Origin of the sequence: Gephyromycinifex aptenodytis (genome assembly GCF_012277275.1) — a bacterium.
Classification (GTDB): Bacteria; Actinomycetota; Actinomycetes; order Actinomycetales; family Dermatophilaceae; genus Gephyromycinifex; species Gephyromycinifex aptenodytis.
On sequence record NZ_CP051155.1, the window covers coordinates 3280179 to 3301317 of the forward strand.

Below are 21139 nucleotides of genomic sequence, written 5' to 3' on the forward strand. Positions count from 1 at the left end.
AAGACCGCGCCGCTGGTAACAATGGCGGCGTGACGCCGGGCCCCAGTAGCCCATGAACGTGCCCAGCGACGACAACGGCCTTGGCAGGTGGTCGCACCTCGGTCGGGCATTCGAGACCGCGAGTTCTGCGTTGACTCCACGCCTCAGCCGACAGGCGCCACCGCGGCCACGGCGAGGTGCGCTCGGGTCTCGGTCGTCGCCGCCCGCGTCTCCCATCGGACAACCTCGAAGCCAGCGCGATTGAGGAGCGCCTTGACCTCGTCCTCGGAGAAGGCGATCGCTGGCGTGACCTTGTGCGCGAACGGCGTGCACTGGGCTGCATGAAAGGCACCCAGAACGAGAATCCCACCTGGTATCAGGACCCGACGGAACTCCGCCAAGGCCGCCCCCAGCTCCGCCTCAGTCATGTGGATCAGGGAATACCAGGCCAAGACGCCGCCGAGGGTTCGATCCCTCTCATCAATACGGGTGATGTCTCCGACGGAGAAGTCCCCCATGGGATAAGCCTGCTGGGCGTGGGCTACGAAGTCGGGGACGAGGTCAATGCCCGACGCTTCATACCCAAGGTCCTGTAGGTAAAAGGTGAGATGCCCAGGGCCGCAACCAGCGTCCAAGATCCGCGCATGCACGCCTTGGAATGCCTCGGCGATGAAGGCTTTGTCGGCGGGGAGGACTGATTCGATGTGTCCAAACAGGCCGATATAGGTGTCGCTCAGACTGGAATATGCGCGTCGTGTCCGGTCGGCTGACATGGCTCTGAGGCTACGTGGAGCAACGCAGTGTGCTCGCTAGCCTCCGGTGAAGTCCGTTCTCATCGACGAACAGGGGCTAGCTCCACGCGAACCTGACCACGGACGCATCCCTCCAGCTGGAACATCCGCAACGTGGCACGAACCGGCGCACGCAAGCGTGCCATGTTGGGGGAGTGCCCACGGGGCCACGGAACTGCATGACGCTTCAGCCTGAGATGCGGTACCTCCACCGGGGTGTGCTTCCCATCTGGCGACGAGGCACGAGAGATGGCGGTTGCACCTCTATTGGGCCGGTTTCATGTCGCATGCTGCCTTAACTGCCGCTGTTGAAGGGTGGCGCCGCTCTGTTCTAGAAGGTGCAACTTCCAGGCTGTGCTTCAGATCCGCGACGAGTGCCGAGACTTACTGAGCGCCTGCGAGCTGGTGGACTGGGCCGGTTGTTAGATGCCAGGGGAGTCACGCCGTCAGGAGAACACCTCGGACACGGACGGTGGCTCGTCCGCCGATCCAGATGTCATTCCCGTCGTCGAGCACATCGATCCGTCCGTTGCGGCCGACTCGGCAACCCTGAGCGACGCGGTAACTGCTCGGCACCAGGCCCCGGGCGCGGAGCCATTGGGCCGCGGCTCCGTTCAGGCTTCCGGTCACTGGATCTTCACCGTCATGAAGGATCGCGCGGACTTCGTACGCGGTTGGTGCCCCCGCAGGCTCCAACCCGACCATCCCGATGCGCAGGTACTCGGGAACGGCGCCGATGCGGCAGTTCCGCACCGTGTCCGCATCGCGGACCTGCACCAGGTGCCATACCGGCCCGTTCGTTCCCCACTCGTGCGCGACGATGTCCTCCCGGCCAAGGCCGAGAGAGGTTGCGATGCGTTGCACGAGCGACTCCGGTAGCGGCCCCGTCTGGATGCGTGGCGGGGTGGCGAACGCCAAGCTGTCGCCCTCCACTCGAACCGGCACCATCCCGGCGCCGCACTGCTGGATGAGCAGGCCCGGCGTGCGTGGCGCGTTGCCCGCTGCCAACCACGCCCTTGCCGTCCCCAGCGTCGGGTGTCCCGCGAACGGTAACTCCTTGTGCCGCGTAAAGATGCGCACCCCATAGTCGGCCTCTGCTGTGCTCGCAGAGGTGAGGAAGGTTGTTTCGGAGAAGTTCGTCCAAGCGGCGATGCGCTGCATCTCATCGCTGGTCAGTGAGCCGTCCTCGACGATTACGGCTAGCGGGTTGCCAGTGAACGGCCCCGTCTCGAACACATCGACCTCGAACAACTCCATGTCTGGTCCCCACTCTGCACATCAGGTTTGCGGCTTGGCCCCGCGGCCTTGGTTCTGGGCACCTCACCTCAACGGTGGCCGCGTATCGTCTCGATCACTCGGGCGCCTGCGGGCTCGTGTCTGTTCTTTACTGAACCAGGCAGCGGTCAATCCCCGTGCCGAGGTAGTTCTTGGGCAGCGGTGCGTTACCGCTGGTCATCAGCACACAATAACGGGCTTCGATCAGGTGCTGGCGCGGTCATCGCGCAGGTGCACCACGCTTGGATGCTCCGAGCCGAATCGAGGCCACCAGCGAGATCAGACAAGCAACCTGGTTACGACTGCGGACACCGCTGGACTCGACTGTGGCGGCGCGAGGCTTAGGAGCTGAAGCCGCGACCGGTGCCTGCGATGAGATCGACAAGGACGGCTCGCTCACGAACCCGCCGAGCCTTACCGGGCGATGGCATCACCCCGCCGCAGCGTGCCCAGCAACGCCGTGTGGGGCTGTAGGCGAGCGGCCGCGTGGCGCCGCCACGAGATCGGGTCATCGCTGCCAGAGTGGAGGCGCAAGCAGTCAGCGCTAGAGAACGGGCATCCCCGAAACGAGGTGAGCGGAAATCGAGCCAGACCAGGGCCGTCAGGAAACCGGCGATGCCAGCAAAGACGCCCGTGCCACCCATGCGGCGCCGGTCAGCGGTGACAGCGCAACATCCGAAACGGCGCCCTCGTTGGGTGCCCAGGACGAGAAGCTGCTGGCCGAGTTCGAGGCTTACTTGAGCCTGGAGCGGAGCCGGTCACCACACACCGTGCGCGCCTATCTCGGCGACGTCCGCTCACTCCTGGAACACGCCGCCGCTTGCGGGGTCGATGCGCAGGGGTTGACCCTGCCGATCCTGCGCAGTTGGCTCGCCCAGGGGGCCTCCCGCGGCTCGGCCCGCAGCTCCATCGCCCGGCGCGGCGCCTCGGCTCGCGCCTTCACCAGGTGGGCCGCCCACACCGGCCACCTCGCCAGCGACGTCGGAGCCCGGTTGGCCTCCCCGCGTCGGGGCCGCACATTGCCGAACGTGCTGCGCGCCGATGCGGCGGCCGACCTGGTCACCGCCCCCGGCCGCACCCGGCAGGACGACGCCAACTCCCCGCCCGGTCCCGACGAACTGGCGCTACGCCTACGTGACCAGGCCGTCCTTGAAATGCTCTACGGCACCGGGGTGCGGGTCGGCGAACTCGTCGGTCTCGACATCGACGACGTCGACCTGTCCGAACGCACGGCACGGGTGCTTGGCAAAGGCGCCAAGGAACGAACCGTCCCCGTCGGCATCCCCGCCCGTGACGCCGTTCGGGCCTGGTTGGAACACGGCCGAACCCGCTTCGCGGGGGAGCGCAGCGGCGCCGCCCTGTTCATCGGGGTGCGGGGCGGGCGGCTGGACCAGCGCCGAGTACGGGAGATCGTGCACGCAGCAGCGCGCTCCGGGGGAGTCAGCGATATCGGTCCGCACGGTCTGCGTCACTCGGCGGCAACACACCTACTCGACGGCGGCGCGGACCTGCGCACCGTCCAGGAACTGCTGGGTCACGCCAGCCTGTCCACCACCCAGATCTACACCCACGTCTCGACAGAACGTTTGCGCAGCTCGTACGCGCGCGCCCACCCGCGGGCCTGACCCCCGGCCAATCGCCCCGAAGTGGCAGTCAGGCATTCTTGACCAGGCAGTAACGGGGCAGTAGAGCGAGGGGCTGAAATGAGAGTCACACACATGCGATGGGCGGTGCCGCTCGTCGCGATGGGCCTCCTCGCCGGGTGCGGCAGCACTCAACCCGAACCGAACGCCCAAGACGCAGACTCAGGCCAGCCTGCCTCCGTAACAAACTCGGCATCGGCCTCCACCCCGGCGGCGAACTCCTCGCCCGCCACCTCCGGGACGAAGAGCGCAACGGCCGCCAGCACAGCCGGGTCGAACACGACACCGCCGAGCCCGACCCCTAAAGCGGCCGTTCCCGACGCCGGCACCGGCCGCACCTCACCGGTGAACATCCCCGGTGCAGACAGCGACCGGACCGGACGAGTGGTGCGCTACACCATTGAAATAGAGGGCGGGCTCGAAGAGGCGGCCGGGGACTTTCCCGCCCAAGCACATCGGATCCTCACCGACAAGCGGGGATGGGAAACCAAAGACGGTGTGCACTTCGTCGCGGTCTCGCCCGAACAACGCGCTAAGGGTGAGCAGGCCGATATCCGGATCATGTTCGCCAGCCCCACCCACGTCGACCGGATGTGTGCGCCGATGCGCACCAACGGGCGACTCTCTTGCCACAAGAACGGCAAGGTCATGATCAACGCCTGGCGGTGGGTCAACGGCGCTGAGACCTACGGGAACGATCTGGACAACTACCGCATCTACCTGGTCAGTCATGAGGTCGGACACTCGCTCGGCCACAGCCACGCGGGTTGCCCAGGCAACGGGCGCCCCGCGCCTGTCATGTTGCAGCAGACCTTGCGTCTGAGTGGTTGCCGCCCATCGCCCTGGCCGGTGACGGGCAGCTAACCCGCTGGGGCGGGAACCAAGACCGGGAACAGCCGGACACGTCGCGGCCCACCCAGCAGGTCCAGCGGGTTCAGATAGGCGCCATCACGGCGAACGCCCCAATGCAGACAGGGGCTCTCGCAGTGCTCGGATCGGGTGCTCACGCCCAGCCGCTCACCCGCCCGCACCCGATGACCTGTGCGCACGGCCGGCTGCACCGGCTCCACACTGGATCGATAGATCGCGCCGGCGGCAGAGCGATACTCCACCGAGACCACCCCGCGTCCGGCCAGCGTCCCGGCGAAGATGACCACCCCGTCGCTAGCGGCCAGCACCGGGGCGCCGATGGGGGCTGACAGGTCGACCCCGCGGTGCCCGGAGAGCCAACGCTGGGACGGGGGAGCGAACTCGCGTTGCACGTGCACCGGCACCGGCGCCACCCAACCAGCACCGGAAGGGCCGGGGGCGGACACCGCTGGCGGTGGGGCTGGCCCCGGGGCCAGCGGCGCAGCCCCGCCGACCACCGAAGCAGCCGAAAGCATCGTGAAAGCGAACGTCAACTCCACCGGGAACATGACCCCAGCCTGGCGCTGCGGTAAGGACTGCCTCGGGGGGTGCACAGCCTAGGTGGAGCCCCTGTCTTCGGCGTGCCGGGCTGTGGACACGCAGCCGCCCCGGAATACTGGAGCCTAGGAGCCCAGCGGTGCGCCCGAAACGGTGCCCAGTCGCCGCATGGCTTCCTGCAGCACCTCATCACGCTTGCAGAACGCGAGCCGGACCAGCGGCTGCACGTACGCCTCGGGTGGCGGCAAGTGGAAGGCCGACACCGGGATCCCCACCACGCCTACCCGCTCGGCAAACTCCGGCATCTGGGCGGCCGCATCGCTCACCCCGAGCGGGCCGAAGTCGGCCAGCAGGAAATACGTGGCGGCCGGGTTGTTCGTAGCCAGGCCCAGCCCCTGCAGCGAGTCGCGCAGGAAGTCACGGCGTCGCCGTAGCCGAGAAGCGAGCTCGCTGTAAGCCTGCACCGGTTGGCGCAGGCCCTCAGCCACGGCGTACTGGAATGGCCCGCTGGCGGTGAAGGTGAGGAACTGCTTCACGGCAGTCACCGCGGCCACCGCCGCGGCCGGCCCGCTTACCCAACCGACTTTCCAGCCAGTCATCGAGAACGTCTTGCCTGCCGAGGAAACCGTCAAGGTGCGGTCTGCCACCTGCCCCAGGCAAGCCATCGGGATGTGTTCGGCCTCGTCCAGGATGAGGTGCTCGTAGACCTCGTCGGTGAGGATCCACGCGTCATGGCGTAGCGCCAGCTCGGCGATGAACTCCATCTCATCCCGGGAGAAGACCTTGCCGGTGGGGTTGTGCGGGGTGTTCAGAATCACCAGGCGAGTGCGGTCGCTGAAAATCGCAGCCAACCGCTCACGGTCGAAGTCGCCGTCCGGGAAGCTCAACGGGCAGGTGCGAAGAATCCCGCCGGCTCGTGCCGTCATCACCGGGTAGGAGTCGAAGTACGGGGCGAAGGTGACGACTTCGTCGCCGGGGGAGACCAACGCCAGGATGGCCGCAGCGACTGCCTCGGTGGCGCCGACGGTGACGAGGACTTCGCGGGCGGGGTCGAGGTCCAACCCGTAAAAACGCTGCTGATGCTCGCTGATCGCCTCGCGCAACTGCGGAATCCCCGTGCCTGGTGCGTACTGATTGTGCCCGTCACGGATCGCTTTGCAGGCGGCCTCGACCAGGGCATCGGGGCCCTGCTCATCCGGGAAACCCTGACCGAGGTTGACGGCGCCGAGCCTCGCGGCGAGCGCGCTCATCTCGGAGAAAATCGTCGTCGTGAACGGCTGCATGGCCTCGATCAGTGGCGATTGCGCTGCGTGCTCCATCACCGCAGGCTAGCGATCACACTCACGATGCGCCGCTTACCTGGTCGATTTCCCTCGGTCGGCCTAGGCGCCTAGGATGAGCACACCACCGTTGTGTCGTTGTGCCCGCATGCTTCACCGCTTCGGGTGCCGGCTCAGCAGTGGAATTCGCGCGTCTCCTACCGATACCACGGGCAAGTTCTGCTGGTGTCGGGGTGCGTTGTCCAGGTCCGGGTAGACCCGGTGGCAACGTCCGAGGCGCTAGGCGCGAGTCCCGCAACCTGCGGCCTCGTGAGAACCGGAAACGAGACGAAGGAGACACGGCATGGCCGTCGTCACCATGCGCCAGCTCCTCGAGAGCGGCGTCCACTTCGGGCACCAGACCCGTCGCTGGAACCCCAAGATGAAGCGCTTCATCATGACGGAGCGCAATGGCATCTACATCATTGACCTCCAGCAGTCGCTGACCTACATCAACGACGCGTACGAGTTCATCAAGCAGACCGTCGCCCACGGCGGCACCATCCTGTTCGTCGGCACCAAGAAGCAGGCCCAGGAGCCCGTCGCCGAGCAGGCCACGCGGGTCGGGATGCCGTACGTCAACCACCGCTGGCTCGGTGGCATGCTCACCAACTTCAACACCGTCTCCAAGCGTCTGTCGCGCTTGAAGGAGCTGGAAGAGGTCGACTTCGACGATGTGGCCGGTTCTGGCCGCACCAAGAAGGAGCTGCTCGTCCTGCGTCGCGAGAAGGACAAGCTGGAGAAGACCCTCGGTGGTATCCGCGACATGAGCAAGGTGCCTTCGGCGGTGTGGATCGTCGACACCAAGAAGGAGCACCTGGCCGTCACTGAGGCGCGCAAGCTCAAGCTGCCGGTCATCGCGATCCTGGACACCAACTGCGACCCCGACGAGGTCGACTACAAGATCCCCGGCAACGACGACGCGATCCGCTCCGTCACGCTGCTGACCCGCGTCGTTGCAGACGCTGTGGCTGAGGGCCTGATGGCGCGCAGCCAGAGCACCTCCGGTGGCGAGAACGCTGTCGACGGCGGCGCCCCGGCTGAGCCGATGGCTGAGTGGGAGCGCGAGCTCCTGGCCGGCGAGAACGCAACGGGCGACGCCCCGCTCGCGACCACGCAGGCTCCGGAGTCGGCTCAGGCTGTCGAGGCCGAGAGTGCCGAGGCACCCACGAGCGACGCCGCCCCGACGCCCGAGGCGCAGGCCCCAGCCGCTGAGGCCCCCGCTGTTGAGGCCCCCGCTGTTGAGGCCCCGGCCGCTGAAGCCGCTGTCGAAGAGGCTCCCGCTGCTGAGACCGCTCCGGTCGCCGAGGCGCAGGAAGGCTCCGACGCCTCCGCCCAGGCCTGACCTCCCCTCTACGGAAAAGAGAGATTTCATGGCGAACTACACCGCCGCTGACATCAAGGCGCTGCGCGAGCAGACCGGTGCCGGCATGCTCGATGTGAAGAAGGCACTCGACGAGGCCGATGGCGACCGCGCCAAGGCCACCGAGATCCTGCGCGTCAAGGGCCTGAAGGGTGTGACCAAGCGCGAGGGGCGTAGCGCCTCCAACGGTCTGGTCACCTCCAAGGTCGAAGACGGCGTGGGCACCCTGGTCGAGGTCAACTGCGAGACCGACTTCGTGGCCAAGGGCGATAAGTTCCAGGAGCTTGCTGCCACGGTGCTCGCCGCGGCTGTCGAGCTCAAGGCCGGTGACGCCGAGACGCTGATGTCCTCGCAGTACCAGGGCAAGGCCATCAAGGAGATCCTGGACGAGGCCAGCGCGACCATCGGTGAGAAGATCGAGGTCCGCCGGGTGGCTCGCGTTGAGGGCCCCAAGGTCGTTTCTTACCTGCACAAGACCAACCCCGACCTGCCTGCGCAGATCGGTGTGTTGTTCGCCTACGACGGTGGCGACGAGCAGGTCGGCAAGGACATCGCCATGCACATTGCGGCGTTCAGCCCGACCGTCCTCACCCGCGACGAGGTCTCGGCCGAAACGGTTGAGAACGAGCGTCGCATCGCCGAGGAGACCGCACGCGAGGAGGGCAAGCCCGAGCAGGCACTGCCCAAGATCGTCGAGGGTCGCGTGAACGGCTTCTTCGCCGAGAACGTCCTCTTGGAGCAGAAGTTCGCCAAGGACCAGAAGAAGCAGGTCAAGGCGGTTCTGTCCGAGGCTGGCGCGGAGGCCAAGGGCTACGCCCGGCTGCGCGTCGGTAGCAGCAACTGATCTGACTCAGGTCTAGCGAACCCGCCGTCCCCTGATGGGGGCGGCGGGTTCGACGCGTTCTGGGCCAGGTGTCGACCTCACCAGGGCGGGGGTTGTCAGCAGGTCGCGGGCGCCACGAGATTGTGGCGCGCTGCGCGGTTGTGGGCCCCAGGCGGCGGTACCGCGGACTGTCAGGGCGCAGTTGACCGGAGGAACCCCGGAGCCCCGGCGGATCGGCGCTGGGTACGACACCGGTGGCCCACAGGCGCGGGCTGGGCCCTGGTGAGGTCACCCGCACACGGCGCCCCCGACAGGGCACGGCCCGGCAAGCGGGCCCTGTTCAGTGCGCGCGGGCGATGATTTCGCGCGCAACGAGGTCGGGCTGTTTCTCCGGTAGCCAGTGGTCGGCCTCAATGGGCACGAAGCGGTAGTCGCCGGTGCAGTGACGGGCCGTCCGCAGGGCAGCGGCGCGGCCCAGATAGGGATCATGGCGTCCCCACACATAGGTCGTCGGCACCGTGATGTCGCCGCTGCTGGATGGCCGGGTAGCCGGGGCAGCAGGGGAGCCCTTCTTCAATCGCATCCGCGACGGCCGGTTCGGTGATGCGGCCAGCATCCCCCGATACCAGCCCACCGCACCGGTCAGTGCGCCCGGTTGCAACAAACGTTGCGCGTAGGCGTCGGCGTGCTCTGGGGGCAGCCCCAGCCGTTTCAGCGCGCCGGCGGCGACGGCCTGTCGAAGCGCCACTTCCGGCAGGACTGGAAGTTGCATCGCGAGCATGTACCAACTCTTCAACGCCTGCGTGGAGTGTCGCGCCGCCCACGCCATGGCTGCCGGGTGCGGGGTGGACAGGACCGTCAGGCTGGCCACCCGGTGCGGTTGGCGGGCAGCGGTAGCCCACGCCAGACCGCCGCCCCAATCGTGCCCGACCAGGTGCGCCTTCTCCAGGCCTGCAGCATCCAGCAGCGCCACCACATCGCCGACCAGCACTGAGAGTCGGTAGGCGGAGCGCTCGGTCGGTCGGGCGCCGGGGGAGTACCCCCGTAAGTGCGGCGCCAGCGTCCGCAGCTCGGCCGTGGCGAGGCGGGAGGTCACCTCCGACCAGGCCGTAGCGTCCTGGGGGAAGCCGTGCAGGAGCACGACGGGGGTGCCGTGCAGCGGGCCGGCGTCCAGGACATCGAACTGCAGTTTGTCGCGGGTGAACTGGCGGAGACGACTCATCCGGCCATCCTGCGCGAGAAATCCTGACAAGGCGATATTTGTCACCCTTTGTGCAGGCCGCGTTTGGGTGAGGCCGTAGGCGGTGGGACGATGAGCCGAATTCTTCAGCTGTCGCAAACCCCAGGAGGAGTACCCCGTGAGTGAGATGTCTGCGAGCACGCGCAGCTACAAGCGCGTACTGCTGAAGTTGTCGGGCGAGGCTTTCGGTGGCGGGTCCATGGGTGTCGCACCTGAGGTGGTCCGCGGTATCGCCCAGCAGATCGCGGAGGCGGTGCGCGCGGGGGTAGAGGTAGCGGTCGTCGTCGGCGGCGGCAACTTCTTCCGTGGCGCCGAACTGCAGCAGAAGGGCATGGAGCGGGCCCGTGCCGATTACATGGGCATGCTGGGCACGGTGATGAATTGCCTGGCGCTGCAGGACTTCCTCGAGAAGGAGGGCATTGACACCCGCGTCCAGACCGCCATCACGATGGGCCAGGTTGCCGAGCCCTACATCCCGCGCCGTGCCATGCGCCACCTCGACAAGGGGCGGGTCGTCATCTTCGGTGCCGGCGCCGGGATGCCGTACTTCTCCACCGACACCGTCTCGGCGCAGCGCGCGCTGGAGATCGGTTGCGACGCGGTCCTGATGAGCAAGAACGGTGTGGACGGCGTCTACGACGCTGACCCGCGCACCAACCCCGACGCGAAGAAGCTCGACCGGGTCTCCTACAGCCAAGCACTGTCCGAGGGGCTCAAGGTCGTGGACGCCGCCGCGTTCAGCCTGTGCATGGAGAACGGCCTGCCGATGGTCGTCTTCGCCATGCAAGGTGACTCCACCATCTCCCGCGCGCTGCGCGGGGAACTGCTCGGCACTGAGGTCTTCTCCGACTGAGCAGAACCCGGCGCCTGGGCGGGGCGGCCCGTGGGTAGCGGGTAGTGCCCCCCCGGCGTCCAGGTGCGCGGCGCGTCTGGGGTTTGTGGCGTGGCAGGAGGTCTCCCGTGGGCAGGCTGAGGCGTGGTTTTCGCAGTTGCCGACAGCTCCCTCGGGTGAGGTCTTGGGGGCGAAGGCCCGCGAGGACGGGTTGCCTGGGTGGGACTTGACCGTGTCGGCGCCGAAGGCGGCGTCGTTGCTGCGGGCGTCGGGGAATCGCAGGCCGAGCACGAGGCCGCGACGCAGGCGCGCGTGGTGGGTCGTGGTGGGCAGGTCACGGGGAGAAGGCGCGGTCGCCAGAGCCGACAACAAGGCATTGCGCGGCAGCCGTGGCGCTGGTGAACAGATGAGACGATCGTCTGAGAACATAGGGTCCACCCGCACGGGTACCCGCACGCAGCCGCCGGCCATCAGGCGCAGGCTGTAGCCATACGACGACGGTGAAAGGCAATCGCCATGTTGGACGAGACGCTGTTCGAGGCCGAAGAGAAAATGGAAAAGGCCATTGAGGTGGCCAAGGAGGACTTTGCCTCCATTCGCACCGGCCGCGCGAACGCCGCGATGTTCAGCAAGCTGCTCGTCGACTACTACGGTGCGCCGACCCCGCTGCAGCAGTTGGCCTCGTTCCAGACCCCTGAAGCCCGCACCATGCTCATCACGCCCTTCGACAAGGGGTCGATGGCCGAGATCGAGAAGTCCATCCGCGACTCCGACCTGGGCGTGAACCCCAGCAACGACGGGCACGCCATCCGGTGCATCCTGCCCGAGCTGACCCAGGACCGCCGCAAGGACTACATCAAGATGGCGCACCGCAAGGGCGAGGACGCCAAGATCTCCCTGCGCAACATCCGCCGCAGCGCCAAGGACCAGATCGACAAGGCGGTCAAGGACGGTGGCGTCGGCGAGGATGAGGGCGCTCGCGCCGAGAAGGAACTCGAGGCCCTGACCAAGAAGCACGTCGAGCTGGTGGACGAGTTGCTCAAGGGCAAGGAAGCCGAGCTCCTGCAGGTGTGAGCCACGCCCCCGCACGAAGGAGCCGCGCGTGACCTCGACGAGCGTGCCGACAACAAAACCGCCGGGCAAAGCTGGGCGTAACCTCCCACTGGCTATTGGAGTGGGGGTCGGTCTGGGCGGGCTGGTCCTGGCCAGCCTGTTGATCGTCCCCTGGGGGTGGGTGGCCCTGGTTGTGCCCGCCCTGCTGCTGGGGGTGTGGGAGCTCTCGCGGGGGTTCGCCGCCGGGCGGTTCCGGGTGCCGCTGACGCCGGTGATGGTCGGCACCGTCGCGATGCTGGTCGGCGCCTATCTGGGCGGTCCGACCACGCTGATGCTCGCTTTCGGTGCCACCTTGCTCGGGATCGTCCTGTGGCGCAGCGTGGCCGGGATAGACGGTGCAGCCCGGGACATCACCGCCGGAGTGTTCGTCGCCGCTTACGCACCGTTCCTGGCCGCGTTCTCCTGCCTGATGCTGGGCAACCCGGACGGTTCCCGGCGGGTGATCGTGTTCATCCTGGTCACCGTCTGCAGCGACATCGGCGGCTACGCGGTAGGCGTGCTCGCCGGTAAGCACCCGATGGCACCCTCGGTGAGCCCGAAGAAGTCCTGGGAGGGCTTCGCCGGCTCAGCAGCGACTTGTCTACTGGCGGGTGCGATCAGCGTCCCGATGCTGCTTGACGGTTCGGTCTGGGCCGGGGTGGCGCTCGGCCTCAGTTGCGTGGTGCTGGGGACGCTGGGTGACCTCACCGAGTCGATGCTCAAGCGGGACCTGGGCATCAAAGACATGGGTCATTTCCTGCCCGGTCACGGCGGCCTGATGGATCGGATTGATTCGCTGCTGGTGTCGGCGCCGGGCGCCTGGTGGCTGCTGATGATCCTGGTGCCGGTCGCCGCCTGACTCCCCGGTCGCTCGCGGCCGTGGCGTTGGCAGTGCGGGACCGGGTGGAGCGCGGGACAGCGCGTCATATGGCTCTGGTCAAGCACCACGGCGTTGTGCGGGAGAATGGGAAGTGATGAGCACTTCTGGAACACCTCTTCGTCTGCAGCGCCGCCGTCCAGGCCCGGGTCAGGTGACCTTCTCCGCGCCCGGCAACCCGATGCCGCCGACCCACCTGGCCGACCTCGACATGGCTGGTCGTACGGCCGCTTTGGAGGCACTCGGGCACAAGAAATTCCGGGCGCGTCAGCTGTCCACACACTATTTCGAGCATCTGAGCAGCGACCCCGAGCAGATGACCGACCTGCCCAAGGCGGTGCGTGGCGAGCTGGTCGAGGCGATGCTGCCGCCGCTGCTGACCGGCGTGCGGCATCTGCGTGCCGACGCAGGGGCGACCGTGAAATCGGTCTGGCGTCTGCATGACGGCGCGCTGGTTGAGTCGGTACTGATGCGCTATCCGCGCCGCGCGACGGTCTGCATCTCCAGCCAAGCCGGGTGCGGGATGAACTGCCCGTTCTGTGCGACCGGGCAGGAAGGGTTCACCCGTAACCTGTCCACCGCCGAGATGGTCGAACAGGTCGTGGCGGCCTCCCGGATGCTGCGAGACGGCCAGGTCGACCAAGCGGCCGCCGGTAGCGACGTCGGCGCTTTCGACAGCCCCGACGAGGAACCGGCCCCCACCGGCCCGACCCGGGTCAGCAACGTTGTCTTCATGGGGATGGGGGAGGCCCTGGTCAACTACCGGCGCGCGGTGGAGGCCATCCGACGGATGGTGGCGCCCGCTCCGGAAGGCCTGGGCATGTCGGCGCGCGGCATCACGATGTCGACCGTGGGCCTGGTTCCGGGTATCGACCGGCTGGCAGCCGAGGGGATCCCGGTCACCCTGGCGTTGAGCCTGCACGCTCCCGATGACGAACTACGGGACGAACTGATCCCGATCAACAACCGCTACAAGGTCGACGAGGCGTTGGACGCGGCTCGCCGGTACTTCGATGCCACCGGTCGCCGTGTCTCCATCGAGTACGCCCTGATCCGCGACATCAACGACCAGGCTTTCCGGGCCGATCTGCTCGGCAAGGCGCTGAGCGCTCGCGGCGCCGGCTGGGTGCATGTCAACCCGATCCCGCTCAACCCGACCCCGGGCAGCAAATGGACCGCATCCCGCCCCGGGGTTATGCAGCAGTTCGTCGAACGGCTACGGGCGCATGGCATCCCGACAACGGTCCGCGATACCCGCGGTTCGGACATCGATGGAGCGTGCGGGCAACTCGCAGCCGCCACCTCGGGGGAGCAGCCGGCCTCAGGCGCCTAGCGCCACCGCTGCCTCTTCCAACCCGTCCACGAGCCGCACGGCCCGCCCGAGTGCGCGCTCGTGGCCGAGGGCTTCCAACGCCTGCCACACCGGCACGGTCTGGGTCCAGTGTTCGCGGCCGACGAGCACCAGCGCGGGCACATCGTCGGCGTCGCTGTAGTAACGCGGGGTGACAGCCTGAAAGATCTCTTGCACCGTTCCGGCCGCTCCGGGCAGGACGACCACACCGGCGCTGGATCTGGCGAGCAAGCCGTCTTCGCGCAGCGCGTTGGAGAAGAACTTGGCGATGGCGTTGCAGAACACGTTCGGGGGTTCATGCCCGTAGAACCAGGTCGGGATGCCGACGCTGCGATCTTCGGCCGCCCCCGACTGCAGCAGCCGTTCTCGCGCTGCCAGGGCCACCACTACCCAGTCATCGATGCTGGGTTCGAAACCGGGTACGGCGGCCAGCTGCGCGAGCGCGGAGTCCAGATCTTGCGGCGTGCCGGCGAACGCGCCGAGGTTGGCGGCCTCCATCGCACCAGGACCGCCGCCGGTGGCCACCACGAGCCCGTGGCGGGCCAGCCGGTGCGCCAGGTGGGCCGCTTGGGCGTAGTCCCGGCTGCCGCGGCGCAGTGCGTGCCCGCCCATCACGCCCACCACCGGGGCCCCGGCGATCCACTCATCCAGGGCGTCGGTGATCGAGACGTCATGGGCGGCTTGCAGCAGCGAGATGTAGGCGTCATGAGCGTTGTCGGCTGCCCTGCTCCATGCGTAGGCCTGACCGTCGATGGTCGCGGCGTACCCCTTCTCGATGGGGTCGTAGAGCTCTTCGGGGGTGTAGAGCGACTCCCGGTAGGGATTGACCGGGGCGTGCGGGGCGGCCGGGAAGACGAGGGCGCGGTGCGAAGTGAGGTGTGCGGCCAACCGGTGGCTGAGCGATCCGCCCAGCACGATGAGGCCCTCGAGGTCGTCGCGGGCCAGCAGCGCCTCTTCGAACGCACCCAGATCCAGGTTCTGGAAGCGGGCGCCAGCCAGCGAGGCGCCGGCTTCCAGACGTGCGCGAAGTTGCTCGGGAGCCTCGATCTCCATCGCTCAATGATGCCGTGTCCCGGCTGCGACGGGAACGTCATCCATTCGTGACCGTGGTGGGTGCCCGTCCTGGTTTCCAAAGCGCAGGTACAGGCGGACCATAGTTTTTGTAGGGACGAGGCCCGATCGGGGGAGGTCTCGCAAGGGAGGGAAAAACATGTCTGGGTTGAGGCGCCGATCAGCGGCAGCTACCGCCACTGTTCTGCTTGCGGTGGGCGTTCTGCCCGGCGTTTCGCACGCGGCAGCGGCGCCTTCGCCCACATCGCAGCGCGCCACCGCGGTGCCACAGCCAGTCTCGGCCAAGCGGCCTACCTCGTCGCCGGTGACGCCGCATCGGGTGACCAAGCGTCCGGTGAAGGTGTCGGCGACCACTCTGCGCAGCATCACCCGCGCCATTACCACCAGCGAGGAGACCTCCCTGGTGCCGGCCAATGCCTACCGAGTGCGGGGCGTCCGCCTGGCCGGAGCTGACTGGGCCCGCGCCACGTTGGTGCCCAGTTCCACCGCCGAACTCGATCCGGCCACCGTCGTTCTGCACCGCACTGGGCGCCCGGCGCGCTGGCAGGTCGCGGACCTCGGCACCGACGGGGTCGGCTGCGATATTGCACCACCCTCCGTCCTGCGCTCGTTGCGACTGAGCTGCCAGTGACGCATTGACCCGCCGCCCCAGCCGTTTTAACGGCCGGAAGGCGGCCATTCGGGCCGAGGCCCGGATGGACCTCGGGGTTGCCGGCGCGGGTACAGGGGCCCGCGCCGGCTCCCGGGGCGACCGCTCGGTGGTCTGTTTCGCCCTTCTGCAAGGCTGAGGGGGCCGCAACCCTCCACAGCGGACCTTGTGGGCGTCAAGATAGGCACTATGAGCAATGGCGCCTACCGCGAAGTCCACGACCGCAGCAGTAACGATCCAGCGGCCTTCTGGGCCGACGTCGCGAGCGGCGTCGACTGGATTCACCCACCTACCACCACCTTGGACGACTCCCGTCCGCCGTTCTATCGGTGGTACGCCGATGGAACGATGAACACCTGCTTCAACGCCCTGGATCGGCACGTGGCTGCCGGGCGAGGTGAGCAGGCTGCTGTTCACTACGAGAGCCCAGTCACGGGTGCCTCGCGCAGCTACACCTATGCGCAGATGCTGGAGCTGGTCTCCCGCTTTGCGGGTGTGCTGCGCTCGCTGGGCGTGCAGAAGGGTGACCGGGTCGTCATCTACATGCCGATGGTGCCCGAAGCGCTCATCGCCATGCTGGCCACCGCTCGGCTCGGCGCGATCCACTCCGTGGTGTTCGGGGGGTTCGCCCCAGCCGAGCTCGCCGCCCGCATCGAAGACGCTGCGCCCAAGGTCATCGTCGCGGCCTCGTGCGGTATCGAGCCTTCGCGCACCATCCCGTACAAGCCGTTCCTGGACCAGGCGATCTCACGTTCGAGCCACAAGCCGGATCGCTGCGTCATCCTGCAGCGCGAGCAAGTCACCGCCGAGATGGGCGAGAACGACCTCGACTGGGACGAGGTCATGAAACCCGGCGTGGTCGAGCCTGCCGAGTGCGTCGAGGTCAAGGCCACCGACCCGCTGTACGTGCTCTACACCTCCGGCACCACGGGTAAGCCCAAGGGCATCGTTCGGGACAACGGCGGACACGCCGTCGCCCTGACCTGGTCGATGAAGAACCTGTACGGGATCGAGCCGGGCGAGGTGTTCTGGGCTGCCAGCGACGTCGGTTGGGTGGTGGGCCACTCCTACATCGTGTACGCGCCGCTGCTGGCCGGTGCGACGACCATCGTGTACGAGGGCAAGCCGATCGGCACCCCGGACGCGGGCGCGTTCTGGCGCGTCGTGGAGAAATACAAGGTCGCTTCACTGTTCACGGCGCCGACGGCGATCCGGGCCATCAAGAAGGAAGACCCGGAAGCGGCCGAGGTCGCCAAGTACGACATTTCCAGCATGCGCCGGCTCTTCCTGGCCGGTGAGCGCCTGGACCCGGAGACCTACAAGTGGGCCACCGAGAAGCTGGGCATCCCGGTGATCGACAACTGGTGGCAGACCGAGACGGGCTGGCCGATTGCGACGAACCCGGTCGGGATCGAGGAACTGCCGATCAAGCCGGGCTCGCCGAGCGTGCCGACGCCGGGCTATGACGTGCAGATCCTGGACGACCAGGGCAACCAGGTCCCGGCAGGTACCGAGGGCTCGATCGCGATCAAGCTGCCGATGCCGCCCGGCACCCTGCCGACGCTGTGGGGCGACGACGACCGGTACGTCAGCTCCTACCTGTCGGCCTTTGAGGGCTACTACCTCACCGGCGACGGTGGTTACATCGACGAGGACGGCTACGTCTACGTGATGGGTCGCACCGACGACGTGCTCAACGTCGCCGGTCACCGCCTCTCCACCGGTTCCATCGAGGCTGCCCTGGCCGGGCACCCCTCCGTGGCAGAGTGCGCGGTCATCGGTGTCGCCGACCAGATGAAGGGCCAGATCCCGCGGGCGCTCGTCGTGCTCAAATCCGGGATCGACGTCTCGGACGAGGCTGCGGCCGAGACACTGCGCAAGGAACTCGTCGAGCGGGTGCGTAACGAGGTGGGCGCGGTCGCGGCCCTCAAACTCGTCGACGTCGTGGTCGCCCTGCCCAAGACCCGCTCGGGCAAGATCCTGCGCAAGACCATGCGGCAGATGGCCGACGGCCAAGAAGCCCAGGTGCCCAGCACCATTGAGGACCCCTCGGTGCTGGACTCGCTGCGCTCGGTGCTGCGTAAGGAGTGATTGCGGGCGCGCCCTGACCGGCCCGCGCGTACAGATCAGCAGGGGTCGTCCACGGTGGTGGACGACCCCTGCTGGTCGTGTCCGGGTCCCGCACGCAACGTGCTCGTGGGGAGTCCCTTGGCGTTGTCTCAGGCGCGGATGGCGTCGATGACCTTGATGCGGGTGGCGATGAGCGCCGGAATGATCCCGGCGAGGGCCCCCACGATGGTGGCGGCAGCCAACCCGATCAGCACCGCCGATATCGGGAACGGAGGCAGGTCTATCAGGCCGATGTCGCGGAAGAGCCCAGTGACGAACGGGGAGCGGACCAGCGCGATGGCGGCGGTGACACCGATCGCCCCGGCCAGCACGGTCGCCACCACCGACTCCATCAACACCCCGACGAAGATCCGCAGACCTGTGGCGCCGTAGGAGCGACGGATGCCGATCTCGCGCATCCGGTAGCGCACCGTCACCAAAGAGATGTTGACCAGGCCTAGGGCACCGAGCAGGAGCAGCGCTGCGGCGACCCCGACAAGCCCGTACTCCATCTGGCGAAAGCCCATCTCGTCGAGGTTCGTGCTGTTAGTGAAGGTGTCGAACGGGCCGCCGGGGACGTCGCGTAGCAGGGTGGCTAGGCGCGCCTGCACGGGTTCAACCGACTCTGGCGGAACCCAGGCGTAGTAGCTCCTGCTGATCACGTTCTCGGTCACGCTTGCCGGAAACTGCGCCAACGCTTCCACCGGTAGATAGGCGAGCAGACGTTCCTCGCCTGGCTCGGCGGGCAACACACCGATGACGCTGAACTGCACGGCCGCCTCACGGTTCGGGCCGTAGGCGCTCAGGTGTGCCGTGCCGAGCGGGGGGCGCCCGATCTTGTCGTAGAGGCGCTCGTTGACGACGGCGACCGGTGATAGCCGCACCTGATCGTTCTTGTCCAGCCAGCGGCCCTGGTCGACCCGGATTCGAAACATGTCGCCGTAGGCGGGGTCCACGGCCTTCACGTCCGCCTGGAAGACCCCGCGCCCGGTCTGCACCCCCAACTGGGTATCCATACTGCGGGAGCGGTGTTCGACGCCGAGACGGTCCAAGGCCTCAAGCACATGAGCATCGCTGGCCCCGCTCGAGGACGCCCCCATCCCCTGAATGACGAGCGTGGCCTCGCGCCCGGAGATACGTTCGAACGACTGCTGCATGGAGTTGCGGAGCATTTCTCCGGCGCCCAACACGGTGGTCATCGCGAAGACCGACACGGCTACGCCGATGAGGGAGAGCAGCACTCGCCCCTTGTTGACCCGCAGTTCACCGTAGGCCTCAACGATCGAAGCGAGAATACCGATCATGGCGCGTCCGCCGAATCGTCGTGGCCGCAAGCCAACGAGCCGGCTGGTGCTGGCGTGGTGACGGCCGCACGGCTGGCCCGGATGCCGTGTGTTCCAGCCAGGCTGGCGTCGATGTGCTGCTGCTCGACGTCGTGCAGGACCCCTTCGTCCAGCAGGTAGGAGCGCTGCGAGAGCGCCGCCACTTGGAGGTCGTGGGTGATGGTGACTAGAGCCGCGTCAGACTCGCGGGCGATCTCGTCCAGCAAAGCCATCACGGCTTCGCCGGTGGTGACGTCCAGTGCACCGGTCGGTTCGTCGGCCAGGATCAGCGTGGGACGCCGCACCAGCGCCCGGGCCACCGCCACCCGTTGCTGTTCGCCGCCGGAGAGGCGGTTGGGCTTCTGCTGCGCGCGCTGGGCCAACCCCACCCGCTCCAGCATCTCCATCGCCAGCCGCTCGCGGTTCAGGAACTGCCGGGCGTTGCCGTACAGCAGCGGCATCATGACGTTCTCCACAGCGGTGCGGCCCTCCAGGAGGTTGAACTGTTGGAAGACGAAGCCGACGGTGCGCCCGCGTAGGCGGGCCCGGCGGTTGTCGCTCATCTGGGAGACATCCTCGCCGTGCAGCAGCAGTTCGCCGCTGGTCTGCCGGTCGATGAGCCCGAGCAGATTCATCAGGGTGGTCTTGCCCGAGCCGGAGCGACCCACCACGGCCACGTGATCCCCGGGGTAGACGTCCAGGTCGATGCCGCGCAGGATGTGCAGCATGTCGCGGCTGGGCAGGCGCACTGATCTGGTGACGGCGCGCATCTGCAGCAACGGCGCTGGGTCGAGGGTGCTCACCAGCCCGTGCCGCCGTTCATTCCGCCGCCCATCGGGTCCTCCGGACTGTCGATGCCAGGGACGAACTGCAGGACCTTCTGGCCGGCTTTGAGCCCCTTGACGACCTGCACGGTGTCCTTCCCGCGCAGACCGAGGGTGACCGGGTGGGCGGTGGGCTCCCCACCCACCGGGTCCAGCAGGAACACCGAGCCCTGATCCCCGACGCCCTGCACCGCGGTGGTGGGCAGAGTGAGCACACCCTTGGCGCTGCCGAGGTCGACCTTGACCTTGACGCTGAGGCCTGGCACCACCTTGGCCGAGGAAGGCATCGGGCAGAGCAGGTGGGCGCTGGAGGTCGCCGGCGCGTCGCCACCCATCCCGGGCATGCCCATCTGCTCCACCGGATTCATGGGATCGGCGGCGGGGGCGTTAGCGGCGGTCTCGTCCTCTTCGACCTTGGGTGAGTCACAGGGGACGGGTGCTGTACTGGTGGGCAGTTCGGCGCTGGCCGCGACGTCACGGTCCAGGAGCTGCAGGTGTTGCTGCGGGGTGAGCGCTGCGGTGCTGGAGTACGTACCGGGGGACAACGTGGCGACGTTGGCACCGACCTCCACGGTCTGCCCGTTGACAGCGCTCAGCGCGCGCACCGTGCCCGAGCGCGGGGCGTACAGCGTGTGATACGTGAACTCCGGCTTGGGTTGTACCGGCGCGGCGGGGGCGGCGGCCGGATCGGAACCGGCCGGTTCAGCCGGGGGAGCGAGCATCGATTCTTTGGGGGCGCGCACCTGCAGAATCGGGTCGCCCTTACTGATGGTGTCGCCGTTTGCCACCCAGATCTTGTTGACCTCACCCGCATGGGTGGCCGCCACCGTGGCTCCGGGGTCGGCTTGAACGGTGGCGGGCAACTCCAGCGTGGAGGTGATGTCGCCCTTGGCGACCGCCACCGCGGCGAACTCGTCGAAGTCGGCGCTCGGCGCTGCGCCGTCGTTTCCCCCAGCTTCGCTCGTCGGGCCGAAGAAGGCCATCTTGGCCAGCGACGCCGCGATCACCGCGACCAGGACCATCCAGACGATGGGAAACACGTAGCGACGTATGGCGTCCACCCGAACCTCAGTTCCTCGTGATGACAACCCAGGCGGAACTCGCCCGGCAGACACGCGCAGCGGCGACCGCGCCGCACCCGGGGGACGGCGCGCCAGTTAGCGACTCCGCAG

General features: G+C 67.7%; 20 protein-coding genes. 11 read left to right on the forward strand and 9 right to left on the reverse strand.

Annotated features, from left to right (window positions below; genetic code table 11):
- Positions 1–143 precede the first annotated feature (143 nt).
- Positions 144–752 (reverse strand): class I SAM-dependent methyltransferase, encoded by a 609-nt coding sequence (locus G9V96_RS14140; protein ID WP_168583608.1) that lies wholly within the window; start codon positions 750–752, stop codon positions 144–146.
- A gap of 456 nt (positions 753–1208) precedes the next feature.
- Positions 1209–2027, reverse strand: coding sequence for a PhzF family phenazine biosynthesis protein (locus tag G9V96_RS14145; protein WP_168583609.1), 819 nt, complete (start codon positions 2025–2027; stop codon positions 1209–1211).
- Positions 2028–2737: 710 nt separating this feature from the next.
- Here G9V96_RS14145 and G9V96_RS14150 point away from each other — a divergent pair.
- Positions 2738–3670, forward strand: a complete 933-nt coding sequence (locus G9V96_RS14150) for a tyrosine recombinase XerC (RefSeq protein ID WP_168583610.1) — start codon at positions 2738–2740, stop codon at positions 3668–3670.
- Positions 3671–3748: 78 nt separating this feature from the next.
- Positions 3749–4552 (forward strand): DUF3152 domain-containing protein, encoded by an 804-nt coding sequence (locus G9V96_RS14155; protein WP_226913334.1) that lies wholly within the window; start codon positions 3749–3751, stop codon positions 4550–4552.
- Here G9V96_RS14155 and G9V96_RS14160 read toward each other — a convergent pair.
- Both G9V96_RS14160 and G9V96_RS14165 read right to left on the reverse strand, forming a co-directional pair.
- Positions 4549–5106, reverse strand: a complete 558-nt coding sequence (locus G9V96_RS14160) for a M23 family metallopeptidase (RefSeq protein WP_168583611.1) — start codon at positions 5104–5106, stop codon at positions 4549–4551. The two genes, G9V96_RS14155 and G9V96_RS14160, sit on opposite strands and share 4 nt — an antisense overlap.
- A 114-nt stretch (positions 5107–5220) precedes the next feature.
- Positions 5221–6414 (reverse strand): aminotransferase class I/II-fold pyridoxal phosphate-dependent enzyme, encoded by a 1194-nt coding sequence (locus G9V96_RS14165; protein WP_226913335.1) that lies wholly within the window; start codon positions 6412–6414, stop codon positions 5221–5223.
- 304 nt (positions 6415–6718) lie between these two features.
- On the opposite strand from G9V96_RS14165, the gene rpsB reads away from it, so the two are divergent.
- A complete protein-coding gene (rpsB, locus tag G9V96_RS14170; protein WP_168583612.1) occupies positions 6719–7759 on the forward strand; it encodes a 30S ribosomal protein S2 in 1041 nt (346 codons plus the stop codon).
- A 28-nt stretch (positions 7760–7787) separates the two neighbouring features.
- Positions 7788–8621: a translation elongation factor Ts gene (gene tsf, locus G9V96_RS14175; RefSeq protein ID WP_168583613.1), complete on the forward strand. Its 834-nt coding sequence runs from the start codon at positions 7788–7790 to the stop codon at positions 8619–8621.
- A 319-nt stretch (positions 8622–8940) separates the two neighbouring features.
- Here the strand turns inward: tsf and G9V96_RS14180 are convergent, their stop codons facing one another.
- Positions 8941–9822, reverse strand: coding sequence for an alpha/beta fold hydrolase (locus G9V96_RS14180; RefSeq protein ID WP_168583614.1), 882 nt, complete (start codon positions 9820–9822; stop codon positions 8941–8943).
- Between the two features lie 145 nt (positions 9823–9967).
- Between G9V96_RS14180 and pyrH the strand changes: the two genes are divergently transcribed.
- The 5 genes from pyrH (at position 9968) to rlmN (ending at position 13974) form a co-directional block, all read left to right on the forward strand.
- A complete protein-coding gene (gene pyrH, locus G9V96_RS14185) occupies positions 9968–10693 on the forward strand; it encodes a UMP kinase (RefSeq protein WP_168584059.1) in 726 nt (241 codons plus the stop codon).
- A complete protein-coding gene (locus tag G9V96_RS15415) occupies positions 10629–11159 on the forward strand; it encodes a relaxase domain-containing protein (RefSeq protein WP_404861423.1) in 531 nt (176 codons plus the stop codon). The genes pyrH and G9V96_RS15415 overlap by 65 nt, the downstream gene beginning before the upstream one ends.
- Positions 11160–11188: 29 nt before the next feature.
- Positions 11189–11746 carry a ribosome recycling factor gene (gene frr, locus G9V96_RS14190; RefSeq protein ID WP_168583615.1) on the forward strand — a complete coding sequence of 186 codons (558 nt, stop codon included), beginning with the start codon at positions 11189–11191 and terminating at the stop codon, positions 11744–11746.
- 28 nt (positions 11747–11774) lie between these two features.
- Positions 11775–12623: a phosphatidate cytidylyltransferase gene (locus G9V96_RS14195; protein ID WP_168583616.1), complete on the forward strand. Its 849-nt coding sequence runs from the start codon at positions 11775–11777 to the stop codon at positions 12621–12623.
- A 115-nt stretch (positions 12624–12738) separates the two neighbouring features.
- Entirely contained in the window at positions 12739–13974 is a 1236-nt protein-coding gene (gene rlmN, locus G9V96_RS14200; protein ID WP_168583617.1) for a 23S rRNA (adenine(2503)-C(2))-methyltransferase RlmN, read from the forward strand.
- Here the strand turns inward: rlmN and G9V96_RS14205 are convergent.
- Positions 13963–15045, reverse strand: a complete 1083-nt coding sequence (locus G9V96_RS14205; protein ID WP_168583618.1) for an LOG family protein — start codon at positions 15043–15045, stop codon at positions 13963–13965. The two genes, rlmN and G9V96_RS14205, sit on opposite strands and share 12 nt — an antisense overlap.
- A 157-nt stretch (positions 15046–15202) precedes the next feature.
- Here G9V96_RS14205 and G9V96_RS14210 point away from each other — a divergent pair, with 157 nt between their 5' ends.
- Entirely contained in the window at positions 15203–15694 is a 492-nt protein-coding gene (locus G9V96_RS14210; RefSeq protein WP_168583619.1) for a hypothetical protein, read from the forward strand.
- Between the two features lie 207 nt (positions 15695–15901).
- Complete coding sequence (locus G9V96_RS14215; protein ID WP_168583620.1) at positions 15902–17803, forward strand: propionyl-CoA synthetase; 1902 nt, start codon at positions 15902–15904, stop codon at positions 17801–17803.
- 128 nt (positions 17804–17931) lie between these two features.
- On the opposite strand, the gene G9V96_RS14220 is transcribed toward G9V96_RS14215, so the two are convergent.
- Genes G9V96_RS14220 through G9V96_RS14230 form a run of 3 tightly spaced genes read right to left on the reverse strand, consistent with a single transcriptional unit; the run spans position 17932 to position 21007 of the window.
- Complete coding sequence (locus tag G9V96_RS14220; protein WP_168583621.1) at positions 17932–19125, reverse strand: ABC transporter permease; 1194 nt, start codon at positions 19123–19125, stop codon at positions 17932–17934.
- Entirely contained in the window at positions 19122–19946 is an 825-nt protein-coding gene (locus G9V96_RS14225; RefSeq protein ID WP_226913336.1) for an ABC transporter ATP-binding protein, read from the reverse strand. Before G9V96_RS14225 ends, G9V96_RS14220 begins: the two co-directional genes overlap by 4 nt.
- A complete protein-coding gene (locus G9V96_RS14230) occupies positions 19943–21007 on the reverse strand; it encodes an efflux RND transporter periplasmic adaptor subunit (protein WP_168583622.1) in 1065 nt (354 codons plus the stop codon). The genes G9V96_RS14225 and G9V96_RS14230 overlap by 4 nt, the downstream gene beginning before the upstream one ends.
- Positions 21008–21139: the final 132 nt, after the last annotated feature.